The sequence below is a fragment of the Citrobacter sp. Cf136 genome, from assembly GCF_030333815.1.
Classification (GTDB): Bacteria; Pseudomonadota; Gammaproteobacteria; order Enterobacterales; family Enterobacteriaceae; genus Citrobacter; species Citrobacter freundii.
Genome location: NZ_JAOWFE010000032.1, coordinates 758,871 through 772,475, shown reverse-complemented (window position 1 = coordinate 772,475; position 13,605 = coordinate 758,871). Strand labels below are relative to the sequence as shown.

The window sequence follows — 13,605 nt, the reverse complement described above, 5'->3', positions numbered from 1 at the left end:
ATGAAACATTATTGTGAACAGATTATTTTCCTCACATGTGATGCCTTTCCGCGCCCTCATCGACGCTTGTTGGAAAGAAAAATATACTGCTTCCCGCTTCACCCGCGACCTGATCGCCGGGATAACGGTTGGGATCATTGCCATTCCACTGGCGATGGCGCTGGCAATAGGCAGTGGCGTTGCACCGCAGTACGGTCTGTATACCTCAGCCGTTGCTGGGATTGTTATCGCCCTTACCGGGGGCTCGCGCTTTAGCGTATCTGGCCCAACCGCCGCCTTCGTGGTGATTCTGTATCCGGTGTCGCAACAGTTTGGGCTGGCAGGCCTGCTGGTTGCCACGCTCATGTCCGGGATATTCCTGATCCTTTTCGGCCTCGCCCGCTTTGGTCGTTTGATCGAATATATTCCGGTGTCCGTGACGTTAGGTTTTACCTCAGGTATCGGTATCACCATCGGTACCATGCAGATTAAAGATTTTCTCGGCCTGCAAATGACCCACGTGCCAGAGCACTATTTGCAGAAGGTGGGCGCGCTATTTATGGCTTTGCCAACCATCAACGTGGGTGATGCCGCGATTGGCGTGGTGACACTGGGGATCCTGATTTTCTGGCCGCGTCTGGGTATCCGATTACCGGGCCACCTTCCCGCACTCCTGGCAGGCTGTGCGGTAATGGGTATCGTGAACCTCACCGGCGGCCATGTCGCCACCATCGGATCTCAGTTCCACTATATTCTGGCTGACGGCTCGCAGGGCAATGGTATCCCACAGTTGCTGCCGCAATTGGTATTACCGTGGAATATGCCAGAGTCAAATTTTACCCTGAGCTGGAGCTCGTTACAGGCGCTGTTACCGGCAGCATTCTCGATGGCAATGCTCGGGGCGATCGAATCTCTGCTGTGCGCCGTCGTACTCGATGGGATGACCGGCACCAAACACAAAGCTAACAGTGAGCTGATTGGTCAGGGACTGGGCAACATCGTCGCACCGTTCTTTGGCGGTATCACCGCCACGGCGGCAATTGCCCGTTCTGCGGCAAACGTCCGCGCGGGTGCAACATCGCCAATCTCAGCGGTTATCCATGCGATTCTGGTGATCCTAGCCCTGTTGGTGCTTGCACCGCTGCTTTCCTGGTTACCGCTTTCCGCCATGGCCGCCCTGCTGCTAATGGTGGCATGGAACATGAGTGAAGCGCATAAAGTGGTGGATTTGCTGCGTCATGCGCCGAAAGACGACATCATCGTTATGCTGATGTGTATGTCGCTGACGGTGCTGTTCGATATGGTTATCGCCATCAGCGTCGGTATCGTTCTTGCATCTCTACTGTTTATGCGTCGTATTGCGCGCATGACGCGTCTGGCGCCGGTCAACGTAGACGTACCGGACGATGTGCTGGTGTTGCGCGTCATTGGCCCGCTATTCTTTGCCGCGGCGGAAGGATTATTTACCGATCTCGAGTCGCGTATTGAAGGTAAACGCATCGTAGTCTTGAAGTGGGACGCGGTCCCGGTACTGGATGCCGGTGGTCTGGACGCTTTCCAGCGCTTTGTGAAAAAGCTGCCTGAAGGCTGCGAGCTGCGGGTATCTAACCTGGAATTTCAGCCGCTGCGCACCATGGCGCGCGCGGGTATTCAGCCGATCCCCGGTCGTCTGGCATTTTTCCCGAATAAAGACGCCGCTTTAGCGGATATTAAATAGCAAAAAGGCTCCCGTGAACGGGAGCCTTTTTATTGCCGGATAAGGTTCGCTTATCCGGCCTACAAAACCCAAACGTTGTGCCGACCCCGTAGGCCCGATAAACGCAGTGCCACCGGGCAATTACGCGCTTAAAATGCTCAATGCCGTTGCCTTCACGCTGGTCAGCAGGACTTTCACATCTTCCAGGCATACCGTCGGGTTCAGCAGCGTCAACTTCAGGCAGGTGATGCCATCCGCTTCTGTCACGCCGACGTTGGCGCTACCTGAAGCCAGCAGCACGTCGCCAATACGCTGGTTCAGCAGCGCAACGAACGCCATATCGTCGCTTTCAGGACGGAAGCGGAACAGCACGCTTGCCAGCTGTGGTTCCATCACCAGTTCAAGATGCGACTGGGTTTTGACAAACTCAGCAACATCACGCGCCAGCGTTACGCCATTATCAATGATTTCGGCATACTGCTTTTTGCCCAGCGCTTCGAGGCCCATCCACAGCTTCAGCGCATCGAAACGACGCGTGGTCTGCAGCGACTTCGATACCAGGTTTGGTACGCCAGCCTCTTCATCGAAATCAGAGTTCAGGTACGCCGCCTGGTAACGCATCAGCTCGTAGTGGCGTGCATCTTTTAACAGGAACGCACCGCAGCTGATGGTCTGGAAGAACTGTTTGTGGAAATCCAGCGTCACGGAATCTGCCAGCTCAAGGCCGTTGAGGAAGTGACGATACTGCTCAGAAAGCAGTAACGCCCCGCCCCATGCAGCATCCACGTGCATCCAGATCTGATGTTCTGCCGCCAGCGTCGCAATATCCGCTAACGGATCGATGGCGCCCGCATCTGTCGTGCCAGCCGTCGCGACAATGGCCATCACCTGCTCGCCGTTGGCTTTCGCCTGGGCCAGCTTGTCTTTCAGGTCAGCCAGATCCATGCGTGAAAACGCATCGGTCTTCACCTGGGTGACGGAGCGGTAACCCAGCCCCATTAACGCCATGTTCTTCTGCACGGAAAAGTGCGCGCTTTCAGAGCAGAACACTTTAATTTTGCTCAGATCACCGGTCAGACCATCTTGCTGAATGGAATGTCCCTTGCGAGCGAAGAAGGCATCGCGCGCCAGCATCAGGCCCATCAGGTTACTCTGGGTGCCGCCGCTGGTAAATACGCCCGCATCGCCTGCCGCGTAACCCACCTGCTCGCGAAGCCATTCGATCAGTTTGATCTCAATGATCGTGGCCGACGGGCTTTGGTCCCATGAGTCCATACTCTGGTTAGTGGCGTTGATCAGCACTTCCGCCGCCTGGCTAATCACCAGACTTGGGCAGTGCAGATGCGCCACGCACTGAGCATGGTGAACCAACAGGCTGTCTTTGAGAAAGTATTCAACCGCACGCTCAATAGCGGCCTGGTTGCCCAGGCCCTGAGACGTAAAATTCAGGTTGATACGTTCACGCAGTTGCTCAACGGTTTTGCCCTGATACATCTCAGGCTGCTTCAACCATTCAACGACCGCTTGCGTACTCTGCTCGATAGCGTCCTGATAGGCGGCGATGCTTTGCGCCGAGCCGGACAGAATCGGGTTTACGTCTGACATTCGATCCAACTCCGTTTAAACCGGCTTCACGCCAGCGCCCAGCAGGGCGTTTTCGAATTTATCGAGGAAAATTTCCAGCTCAGCGTTGGTGATCAGCAGAGACGGCAGCAGACGCAGCACGCAGCCGTTGCGGCCACCACGCTCCAGAATCAGCCCGTTTTCGAAGCATTTCTTCTGCAGCAACGCAGACAGCTCGCCATCAGCCGGGTAGCAACCCATATGATCCTGCGCTTCGTTCGGCTTCACGATTTCCAGGCCGATCATCAGGCCCAGACCACGCACCTGACCGATAACCGGGTAGCGTTTCTGCAGGTCAGTCAGTTTGCCTTTCAGCCACTCGCCCTGGGCGGCAACTTTATCGGCAATCTTGTCGTCTTTGAGGATCTTCAGCGTTGTCAGACCGGTCGCCATCGCCAGTTGGTTGCCGCGGAAGGTGCCAGTGTGGTGGCCCGGAGCCCACGCATCGAATTGCTTTTTAATGCCCAGTACCGCCAGTGGCAGACCGCCGCCAACCGCTTTGGACATCACGATGATATCAGGTTCAATACCGGCGTGTTCGAAGGCGAACAGTTTACCGGTACGTGCAAATCCAGCCTGAACTTCATCGATGATCAGCAGAATGCCGTGTTCCTGAGTCACTTTACGAATGCGTTGCAGCCATTCGACCGGAGCCGGATTCACGCCACCTTCGCCCTGCACCGCTTCGAGGATTACGGCAGCCGGTTTACGCACGCCGCTTTCAACGTCGTTGATCAGGTTTTCGAAGTAGTAGGTTAATGCTTTGACGCCAGCGTCGCCGCCGATACCCAGCGGGCAACGGTACTGATGTGGATATGGCATAAACTGCACTTCCGCCATCATATTGCTGACCGCTTCTTTCGGCGACAGGTTACCGGTCACGGACAGCGCGCCGTGTGTCATCCCGTGGTAGCCACCGGAGAAACTGATGATGCTGGAACGACCAGTAACTTTCTTCGCCAGCTTCAGCGCCGCTTCAACGGCATCTGCGCCGGACGGACCGGTGAACTGCAGGCAATATTCTTTGCCCTGGCCCGGTAATAAAGAAAGTAAATATGATGAGAATTCATCTTTTAACGGCGTGGTAAGGTCAAGCGTATGTAACGGTAAGCCGCTTGTGATGACACTTTGAATGCTCTGCAGCACTTCAGGATGGTTATGACCAAGCGCCAGGGTTCCGGCACCTGCCAGGCAATCAAGATATTGATTATTTTCTACATCAGTAATCCAGACGCCCTGCGCTTTAGCGATTGCTAATGGCAGTTTACGTGGATAGCTGCGGACATTAGATTCAAACTCAGCCTGTCTTGCTAAAAAGGTATCATTGCTCTGTGGTAATGAATTAGCACTTAAAGTATCAATACGGACTTTATCCGTCATCATATCACTCCTACAACCAGGTGTAGATTAACGCCTGATTGAATAAATGGTTATAAGGATTACCTGTAAAAAAGCGCGGCTAATATATGTTGTTTTAGCTTGGGACTCAATCATTTATTTTTAGACGTCTCAAATAAGCATTTTTTCCTTAAATTTCAGCGCATAACCTTCTTCAATCATTACTAAATCCTAAACAAATATAGCTATTAAATTAACAATACTGTAGCCAATTGCAGCGCTTACGATGTTATAAAAACCATGAGATTTTCATGTTTTTATTATTTTTTTACACGTTTTTACCATTAATAATGTAGGCGCTTTCTTGTTACGACATGATTTTTCACTTATTTGCCTATAAATCGAATAAAAAAGTCGATCCCTTAATATAAATCACTTAGTATGGCGCGCTTATTTGCAGGCTTTGTAAATAAAATTAATGCGCAGCACCCGGTAACGCGTACAGGCGACACTCGTTATCGACAACAGGTATACCCTGGGTTGTCAGCAGAAATGTTCGCGGGCGGACATTTCGTAAGGCGAACTTTGTTCCCTTATGCCGAGAATGAAAATTTTCTAGCCATACTTTTATGGCGCCCTGATATGAGATTGTTATGACTCGCATTTATCCACCATCCGTCGTTGCCAAATTTGGCGGCACCAGCGTCGCTGATTTTGATGCGATGAACCGAAGCGCCAGCATTGTCCTTGCTGATCAAGATGTCCGTTTAGTCGTTTTGTCTGCTTCAGCAGGCGTGACAAACTTACTGGTCGAGCTTTCTGAAGGTCTGGAAACGCATCAACAATTAGATAAGCTTGAGACTTTACGCGCCATCCAATACAACATTATTTCCCGCCTGAAGCAGCCTTCCGTTATCAGCACGGAAATCGATAATCTTCTCAACAACATACAGCGTCTTGCACAAACGGCGATGGTTTCACCGTCTGATGCGTTAAGCGATGAATTAGTCAGCCATGGCGAGCTGATGTCGTCACTACTGTTTACTGAAGTCTTACGTGAACGGCAGGCCGAGGCCGGGTGGTTTGACGCCCGCAGCGTGATGCGTACTAACGCGAACTTCGGCTGCGCCGAACCCGAGCTTGGCACACTGCACCACCAGGTGGAGACTCACCTGCGCCCTCGTCTTGAGCAAGCGATTATGGTGACTCAGGGATTTATCGGGCGAGATGCCGCAGGACACACCACAACGCTTGGACGCGGCGGTAGTGATTACACGGCTACGCTTCTCGGTGAGGCACTTCACGCCACACGCGTTGACATCTGGACCGACGTCGCAGGGATCTACACCACCGACCCACGCATTGCACCGCGGGCCAAACGAATCGACCATATCTCATTTTCCGAGGCCAGCGATATGGCCGCCTACGGTGCGAAGGTCCTCCACCCGGCTACGCTACTCCCGGCAATGCGTAAAAGCATTCCGGTCTTTGTTGGCTCAAGTAAGGATACTGCCGCCGGAGGTACGTTGGTGCACAACACCACCGATAATCCACCTCGCTATCGTGCGATCGCCGTGCGTCGTAAACAGACGCTGTTGAGGTTACACAGTCTGGAGAAGCAACCTTCCTGCTCTTTCCTGGCGCATTCCTTCGCCATTTTAGCTCGCCACGCGGTTACGGTGGATTTGGTTACAACCTCAGAGAATAGTATTGCGCTGGTGCTGGACGCCACTCATGCAACCTCAGGTGAAGACCATGTGCTGACCACCGCATTGTTTACCGCATTATCCTCCCACTGTCGTGTAGAAGTGGAAACCGGGCTGGCGTTGGTCACTTTGGTGGGGAATCAACTCACACAGGCTGCGGGAGTTTGCAAAGACGTTTTTGCCTGGCTTGAAGAGCATACGGTACGAATGATTTGCCATGGAGCATCGAACGACAACCTGTGCATCCTGTTACCGGCTGACGATGCAGACAGCGCGGTTAGAGCATTACATTACCGGTTATTCGAATAATTCTTCTCTTATTCTGTCGCATCCAGTTTAAGCAATGATCATGAACAAGCAGAGCCCTGGTTTTATAACCAAGGCTCTTCATTCTGACCCCCGCCCTTTCAACAGAGGGAGGATTTAGTTATGACGGTGATTGGTGTCACCACGACGACAGCGTTTGTCATAATGACGTACCCACCAGTAACGGTCACTGATTTGTTCATGTCCACCCACTCTGGCACCTGCTAACCAGAGAATACCGCCAACAAAAATACTGAGCACCGCACCATGTGCGAAAAACTGCGGCAGATTAAATTGCGGCAACTGGTTTAAAATTGAATAACCCACACCCACAACCATTACCACCAACCCTAAAGCCATGAGCACGTTACCGAGTAGCGAAGCGTTTTTGCGTTTCATGTGTCACCTCCGGAACTTTGGGTTGTTACAGGGAATACCCCTAATCCTTATGTGTAAAGTATAGACAACACTGCCGTTCGCAAGTGCGGGAGCGATCACAATTACAAACACTCACGCAACAAAACTTTACAAATAAGCCACTGAACATACTCATTTTCTAATAGTCCATTTGTGCAATTATTCAGCTTTTGGCGATAAGCACGCAGTTTTTTGTCAAGCGCACCGTCAGACAGTAAACTACACGTCGTTTATCGAAACACTCAGGACAAAACAAGTGGCGATTAAATTGATTGTCGGCCTGGCGAACCCCGGCGCAGAGTATGCGGCAACGCGACACAACGCAGGCGCATGGTATGTCGATCTACTGGCAGAGAGATTACGCGCCCCCCTGCGCGATGAGCCGAAATTCTTCGGTTACACCTCCCGAGTAACGCTTGAAGGTGAAGATGTCCGTCTGCTGGTACCGACCACATTTATGAATCTTAGCGGCAAGGCCGTCGGTGCGATGGCCAGTTTTTATCGTATCAACCCCGATGAAATTTTGGTCGCGCACGATGAATTAGACCTGCCTCCTGGCGTCGCCAAATTTAAGCTTGGCGGAGGTCATGGCGGACATAATGGCCTGAAAGACATCATTAGCAAATTAGGTAATAACCCCAACTTTCATCGTTTACGCGTTGGAATTGGCCATCCGGGCGATAAAAACAAAGTTGTCGGATTTGTTTTAGGCAAACCGCCTGTTTCAGAACAGAAGTTAATTGATGAAGCGATTGACGAAGCGGCACGTTGTACCGAGATTTTGTTCAAAGATGGCCTGACCAAAGCTACGAGCCGGTTACACACCTTTAAAGCGCAATAAGCAGTGATGTGCGGCATTTTTCTCGCGTGCTGTGTATAATAGGCAAAGTTATTTACATTTCTACAATCTGTTTTCCATAACAGGTTGAATATCAAAAGATTAAGGTGATTTAAACATGGGATTCAAATGCGGTATCGTCGGTTTGCCAAACGTAGGCAAATCCACCCTGTTCAACGCGCTCACAAAAGCGGGTATTGAAGCGGCAAACTTCCCGTTCTGTACTATCGAGCCGAACACGGGTGTTGTCCCGATGCCCGATCCGCGTCTGGATCAGCTGGCCGAAATCGTCAAACCACAGCGTATCCTGCCTACAACGATGGAATTCGTCGACATTGCCGGTCTGGTAAAAGGCGCGTCCAAAGGTGAAGGTCTGGGTAACCAGTTTCTGACGAACATCCGTGAAACCGAAGCTATCGGCCACGTGGTGCGTTGCTTTGAAAACGACAACATCATCCACGTTAATAACAAAGTGGATCCCGCTGACGACATCGAGGTTATCAATACCGAGCTGGCGTTGTCCGACCTCGACACCTGTGAGCGCGCTATCCATCGTGTGCAGAAGAAGGCAAAAGGCGGCGACAAAGACGCTAAAGCGGAACTGGCTGCGCTGGAAAAATGCCTGCCACAGCTGGAAAACGCCGGCATGCTGCGCGCGCTGAAAACGCTGACTGACGAAGACAAAGCGGCCATCAAATACCTGAGCTTCCTGACCCTGAAGCCAACCATGTATATCGCTAACGTCAACGAAGACGGTTTTGAGAACAACCCGTACCTCGACAAAGTGCGCGAAATCGCGGCTGCCGAAGGTTCTGTTGTGGTTGCCGTTTGTGCTGCCGTTGAAGCTGATATTGCAGAACTCGATGATGCTGACCGTGAAGAATTCATGGCTGAAATGGGTCTGGAAGAGCCGGGCCTGAACCGCGTTATCCGTGCTGGTTACGAATTGCTGAACCTGCAGACCTACTTCACCGCTGGCGTGAAAGAAGTCCGTGCATGGACCATTCCTGTCGGTGCCACGGCTCCGCAGGCAGCCGGTAAAATCCATACCGACTTCGAGAAAGGCTTTATCCGCGCACAAACCATCGCGTTTGAAGATTTCATCACCTATAAAGGTGAGCAAGGTGCGAAAGAAGCTGGGAAAATGCGTGCCGAAGGTAAGGACTATATCGTCAAAGATGGCGATATCATGAACTTCCTGTTCAACGTCTAAATAGAATTTGTTGTCTCATGAGGTTTCACTGAATCTCATAAGAATCGAAAAAATTTATAAAATCCACGCAATTGCGTGGATTTTTCATTTCATAAAGTCTCAACTTATCTCGTAACAACGCTGTCAAAAATGAGTACATGGATGAGTACAACATTCTTCCATCTTCATTTTAAGTGAGTGCAATAACGGTATAATAAATAAACAAGGCCCCGTTATGCTCACCGATACGCAATGCCACACTGCCAAGCCGAAAGAAAAACTATATCGACTCAATGATTTCAACGGTCTCTACCTCGAAGTGAAACCCAATGGCAAAAAGGCATGGCGCTATCGGTTTAAACTCAACGGTAAATCCAGCATGTTTGCGCTGGGTTAGTACCCGACAGTCAAACTTGCCGAAGCCCGCGAGAAATGCGAGCAAGCGCGTAAGCAAGTCGCAGATGGAGTTAGCCCAACACAGGCTCGTCAGTTAGATAAGATCCGCAAGGTCAATGACGCTTCTAACACCTTTGAGCTGATCGCCAAAGAGTATTCGATCTTGATAACGCCCTATGGACCATTCCGGCAGCGCGAATGAAGGCCCGCAGAGAACACGTTATTCCCCTACCTTTCCAAGCTGTCAAAATGCTCAGAACACTACAGGGATTAACCGGGCATCGGCAGCACCTTTTCCCTGGCAGAGATAATCCGCTAGGACCAATGACATCGCACTCGCTGCGCCAGCTACTTAAAAGCCTCGGATGGAGTGGCATTTATAGTCCCCATGCTACCCGAACTACAGGAAGTACGCGTTTAAACGAAATGGGCTATCGACCTGATGCTATTGAGGGCCAACTTGCGCACGCTGATACCAACAATGTTCGTCGCACATACAATCATGCAACTTATCTTGATGAGCGTAAAGTGATGATGCAGGAATGGCCTGATATGTTGGACAAACGGGTAGCAGGATCCGAGTAGAACTTAGTGCACTTAGTGAACCACGAGATAAACTCATTCCTCAGGGTCCACTTTGTGCCATAAGCGGAAGTTAACTACGGATAAAATTCAGCGCCTCACACCCAGAGCCGCTGCATAACGGCAATAAGCTACACTTGTTCATTATTTCCAAAACCGGAAAGCCTTCTGCTGCTTCAACGGTGTGTGTTTGACATCGCGCTGTTGGGGCATTTTGATCAACAACGAGCATGGCCCGCTAACGATGAAATTGATACTTGTTCGACACGCAGAAACAGAGTGGAATTTGGAAGGAATTATTCAGGGGCACAGCGATAGCTCCTTGACCTGTCGGGGTTTGCGTGAAACATCCGTCCTACTAGCAGCCTTTAGTGCAAGTGAGTATCAAATAGAGCGTGTTTACGCTTCTCCGCTTGGACGTGCCTGGCAAATGGGGCAAAGCCTGGCTGAACACTTTCGCTGTTCACTGACGGCTGAACCGGCCCTTAAAGAGCAGGCCTTTGGTCAGTTTGAAGGTATGCCGTTAGAACTACTCAGACAAAAACATCCGAACGATGCAAATGCATTATTCAGGCTTGATGCAGAGTATTGTCCACCTGGGGGGGAGTCACTGGCGCATGCTTCTCAGCGAGTTATGCGTTTTTTACAAAACCTGGAAGATACTTCATCACATCAACAAACAATATGTATTGTGTCTCACGGGCATGTCAGTCAGGGCACTCTGGCAATTCTTAAAGAAGGGACTGTCAATAGTTTCCCTCGCTATGCTCACCCCAATGCAAGTTATTCTGTTATCGACCTGATTAATGGAAAATGTATCGGCCTAAAGTGGGGGATTGCTACACATTTACGTCACCTGAATTAGTGGTCACCTTGCAATCATTGAACACCCATCCTGCCAGAGCCATCATTATTATTTAAGCACAATGTCAGCTCCTCGCTCACTGCGGACCTTCATCTCAGTTAGCTCGTCCACTGTGTGCCAAGAGCCGACGTTGCCAACATCTATCTGCATCAATCTGTGGGGAGCAGTTCAGAGTTATTATTGCATTTCAAAAGTTTCCCTGTGCTTTAAATAAAATTTGAATTTGATAAAATTTTGATATTATGCTATGAAAAAGAAATATTTACAGGTCTGGAGGTAATTTATATGAAGCCAAAAGAAATACTTTGCCAATGGGTTGACGCATTTAATAATGCAGATGCAGAAATGATTTCAGAATTATATGATGATAATGCAATAAACCATCAGGTAGCCAATGAGCCAGTTATTGGGAAAGAGGCTATAAAGAAAATGTTTGAACAAGATTTTTCAATTCCAGAAATGGTTTGTATCGTTGAAAACATTTTCGAAGATGGACAATGGGCAATTTTAGAGTGGCGTGCCCCATTAGGTTTGAGAGGTTGCGGTTTTTTTCAAATAGTAAATAATAAAATTATATTTCAAAGAGGCTATTGGGATAAGCTATCCTTCTTAAAACCGCACAATTTGCCTGTTGAACAAAATCCATACATACCTTTATGAATAGTTTGCAAAACTCTTAAGGTGTGTATTAAGGGAGGCATAATACCCCCTTAAAAAATCATATAAAGTCAATAGTGCATTAAAACACATCCTATTCTTTTAAAATCAATGTGTTAAATATTTTTAAGATATTATTCTAAATGCTTTTTATAGAAATTAATCACTGAGTTAGTATCCGCACCATTTTTATTAGTTCTATTGTTAATAGCAATTAGCACGGATAGCCAATTAAGCTGGACCGCAACTCCCGCAGGAAGAAAAGCGAAGTCGAATTATGGTTACAGCAACGCATTGCGGATTCACGTGAATGCTATTAAGCCCAGCATCGTCATAAAAGCCGTATCATTCATTAACTGTCCTTATCAAAATTATCTACCCATAGTCCAGACCCAAGACTTAGAGAATGCATGATATTGATAAAAATACATCCAGAAGTCACTACGTACCTTTTAAACATTAATTCTTAAGGCCTTCATGTTTGACAGTCACCTTTAGAATTTTTTCTCTTGCATCCCCTTAATAGTTAATTCAGCATAGCTTTAGTCGTCGACGGCAATTCTGAATTTAAAAATTTCTAATATTTTTATTAAGGAATATGCTATGAATGAAATGAAGCTGAATGAAATTGGTAAATTTGACCTGACAGAAGACACCGTAAAAATCTCTCTGCATCCCTCTTACCGAAACGGTTTGCAGGGTCTAGAAGGGTACAGTCATGTCAACATTTTATGGTGGAGTCATGACTGCAATAACGCCTTATCTCCTCTGAACATGGTTACATCAACGCCCTATTCGCCAGATGATATGGGGGTATTTGCCACACGGTCACCGGAACGTCCAAATCCTATCGCGCTAACAACAACAGAAATCTTACATGTTGATTTAGATAAAGGACTACTCGTGGTCTCATGGATTGACGCTAATGAGGGTAGCTCAGTAGTAGATATCAAACCCTATATACCTTGTTTAGATCGTGTAGAAATACCTAAAACGCCATCTTATCTGGCTAGCTGGCCAATTTCACTGGAGGACTCCGCTGAATTCGACTGGGCTTCAGTTTTCAGTCATTAAGCACATCATTGAAAGCCTGATCCTATAACCGCTGTAATAGTTTTAGTAACAAAGGGCGGATATTTTCCGCCCTTATCTACATGAAATTAATTCACTAAGGAGTCTTATACGTTGCAACTATTTCAGCCCGGACAAAGTGCAATCCTACGCCGGGCGAACAACGTTTCCGTAGACAGCTGGAATTCATATTCAGCAGTCTTCAGCCTCCTCGATTTAAGCAGCTTCATCGTAACGCCGGTGATCTGCCCTGCGTCCAGCCCTCTCTGAATTTCACCAGCGCTCAGCATGAGCTGCTGCTTCAAAATCGACAACAAGCTGACCTGAAATGAACGGGAAATCCTGACACTAACGCGGACCCGCTGGTGGGCAGTGATGCTTACCGGCCAGCGCTCCTGAACGGTAAAATCAGGCCGACCCGATAGTTCAGCGTTGTTCCGCTTCAGCATCGCGATATCACTGGCAAAGTGCTGTACCGTGGCGGCATCGTTTGTCATTAGCCGATGATAAAGCTGGCGGTCGATTTTGCTGACGTGCAGGCGCGAAAACAAGGAGATATTCCAGGTGTAATCACAGTGTGTGCATTTATAGATACTCCACACATCCAGCACTTTCTTTTGCGAATTAACCCGAAATGCACCTGACGGCGTGAAGTCCCGTTTAATGTTGCATGAAGGGCAGCGTTTCACGATGCGCTGGTACCCCACAGGCGTGACGGTCCATGTAACTTTCATAACGTACCTTTTTTAACCCATATAAAACCGGATCCGTACTGAACGGACCATGAGTATTTATGTGTGAAAAATATTTAATCGATATTTTTCAGCGGGTTAAGAAAAGATTTCCAACGTTACAATCCTGTAGATGATCAGCGAGATAAGTCGAGCCTATCAAAGCGGCGCTTATCGGGTAAATGAGCTCAATCAATATTCATGTTGG

General features: G+C 48.9%; 11 protein-coding genes and 2 pseudogenes. 9 read left to right on the top strand and 4 right to left on the bottom strand.

Annotated elements, in window-relative coordinates; genetic code table 11:
* The first annotated feature begins 13 nt into the window (after positions 1–13).
* Positions 14–1,696: a C4-dicarboxylic acid transporter DauA gene (gene dauA, locus OGV98_RS08100; protein ID WP_003020797.1), complete on the top strand. Its 1,683-nt coding sequence runs from the start codon at positions 14–16 to the stop codon at positions 1,694–1,696.
* 120 nt (positions 1,697–1,816) lie between these two features.
* Here the strand turns inward: dauA and OGV98_RS08095 are convergent, their stop codons facing one another.
* A complete protein-coding gene (locus tag OGV98_RS08095) occupies positions 1,817–3,280 on the bottom strand; it encodes a pyridoxal phosphate-dependent decarboxylase family protein (RefSeq protein WP_134215451.1) in 1,464 nt (487 codons plus the stop codon).
* Between the two features lie 15 nt (positions 3,281–3,295).
* Entirely contained in the window at positions 3,296–4,681 is a 1,386-nt protein-coding gene (locus OGV98_RS08090; RefSeq protein ID WP_032935444.1) for a diaminobutyrate--2-oxoglutarate transaminase, read from the bottom strand.
* Between the two features lie 608 nt (positions 4,682–5,289).
* Here OGV98_RS08090 and lysC point away from each other — a divergent pair.
* Entirely contained in the window at positions 5,290–6,651 is a 1,362-nt protein-coding gene (gene lysC, locus OGV98_RS08085) for a lysine-sensitive aspartokinase 3 (RefSeq protein ID WP_202581272.1), read from the top strand.
* A gap of 114 nt (positions 6,652–6,765) precedes the next feature.
* Here the strand turns inward: lysC and ychH are convergent, their stop codons facing one another.
* Entirely contained in the window at positions 6,766–7,047 is a 282-nt protein-coding gene (ychH, locus tag OGV98_RS08080; protein WP_003020810.1) for a stress-induced protein YchH, read from the bottom strand.
* 274 nt (positions 7,048–7,321) lie between these two features.
* Here ychH and pth point away from each other — a divergent pair, with 274 nt between their 5' ends.
* From pth to OGV98_RS08045, 7 genes and pseudogenes are all read left to right on the top strand, one after another.
* The gene (gene pth, locus OGV98_RS08075) at positions 7,322–7,906 is read left to right on the top strand and encodes an aminoacyl-tRNA hydrolase (RefSeq protein ID WP_003020814.1); all 585 of its coding nucleotides are present in this window, start codon (positions 7,322–7,324) and stop codon (positions 7,904–7,906) included.
* A 115-nt stretch (positions 7,907–8,021) separates the two neighbouring features.
* The gene (ychF, locus tag OGV98_RS08070; protein WP_003020818.1) at positions 8,022–9,116 is read left to right on the top strand and encodes a redox-regulated ATPase YchF; all 1,095 of its coding nucleotides are present in this window, start codon (positions 8,022–8,024) and stop codon (positions 9,114–9,116) included.
* Positions 9,117–9,330: 214 nt separating this feature from the next.
* Positions 9,331–10,076, top strand: a pseudogene (locus OGV98_RS08065) (tyrosine-type recombinase/integrase).
* Positions 10,077–10,317: 241 nt separating this feature from the next.
* Positions 10,318–10,938 carry a histidine phosphatase family protein gene (locus tag OGV98_RS08060; RefSeq protein WP_042313085.1) on the top strand — a complete coding sequence of 207 codons (621 nt, stop codon included), beginning with the start codon at positions 10,318–10,320 and terminating at the stop codon, positions 10,936–10,938.
* A gap of 285 nt (positions 10,939–11,223) precedes the next feature.
* On the top strand, positions 11,224–11,598 hold the full coding sequence (locus OGV98_RS08055; protein WP_202581271.1) for a nuclear transport factor 2 family protein: 375 nt from the start codon (positions 11,224–11,226) through the stop codon (positions 11,596–11,598).
* Positions 11,599–11,822: 224 nt separating this feature from the next.
* Positions 11,823–11,915, top strand: a pseudogene (locus OGV98_RS08050) (helix-turn-helix transcriptional regulator); the annotation flags it as partial.
* Between the two features lie 283 nt (positions 11,916–12,198).
* On the top strand, positions 12,199–12,669 hold the full coding sequence (locus OGV98_RS08045; protein WP_202581270.1) for a TrmO family methyltransferase domain-containing protein: 471 nt from the start codon (positions 12,199–12,201) through the stop codon (positions 12,667–12,669).
* Positions 12,670–12,791: 122 nt separating this feature from the next.
* On the opposite strand, the gene OGV98_RS08040 is transcribed toward OGV98_RS08045, so the two are convergent.
* Positions 12,792–13,400: a DUF1062 domain-containing protein gene (locus tag OGV98_RS08040; protein ID WP_202581269.1), complete on the bottom strand. Its 609-nt coding sequence runs from the start codon at positions 13,398–13,400 to the stop codon at positions 12,792–12,794.
* Positions 13,401–13,605: the final 205 nt, after the last annotated feature.

Excerpts from the sequence above, each read along its gene's own strand:
- OGV98_RS08060 (WP_042313085.1), top strand. The coding sequence starts at position 10,318 with ATGAAATTGATACTTGTTCGACACGCAGAAACAGAGTGGAATTTGGAA.
- OGV98_RS08045 (WP_202581270.1), top strand. The coding sequence starts at position 12,199 with ATGAATGAAATGAAGCTGAATGAAATTGGTAAATTTGACCTGACAGAA.
- OGV98_RS08090 (WP_032935444.1), bottom strand. The coding sequence starts at position 4,681 with ATGATGACGGATAAAGTCCGTATTGATACTTTAAGTGCTAATTCATTA.
- lysC (WP_202581272.1), top strand. The coding sequence starts at position 5,290 with ATGACTCGCATTTATCCACCATCCGTCGTTGCCAAATTTGGCGGCACC.
- OGV98_RS08095 (WP_134215451.1), bottom strand. The coding sequence starts at position 3,280 with ATGTCAGACGTAAACCCGATTCTGTCCGGCTCGGCGCAAAGCATCGCC.
- ychH (WP_003020810.1), bottom strand. The coding sequence starts at position 7,047 with ATGAAACGCAAAAACGCTTCGCTACTCGGTAACGTGCTCATGGCTTTA.
- OGV98_RS08040 (WP_202581269.1), bottom strand. The coding sequence starts at position 13,400 with ATGAAAGTTACATGGACCGTCACGCCTGTGGGGTACCAGCGCATCGTG.
- ychF (WP_003020818.1), top strand. The coding sequence starts at position 8,022 with ATGGGATTCAAATGCGGTATCGTCGGTTTGCCAAACGTAGGCAAATCC.
- OGV98_RS08055 (WP_202581271.1), top strand. The coding sequence starts at position 11,224 with ATGAAGCCAAAAGAAATACTTTGCCAATGGGTTGACGCATTTAATAAT.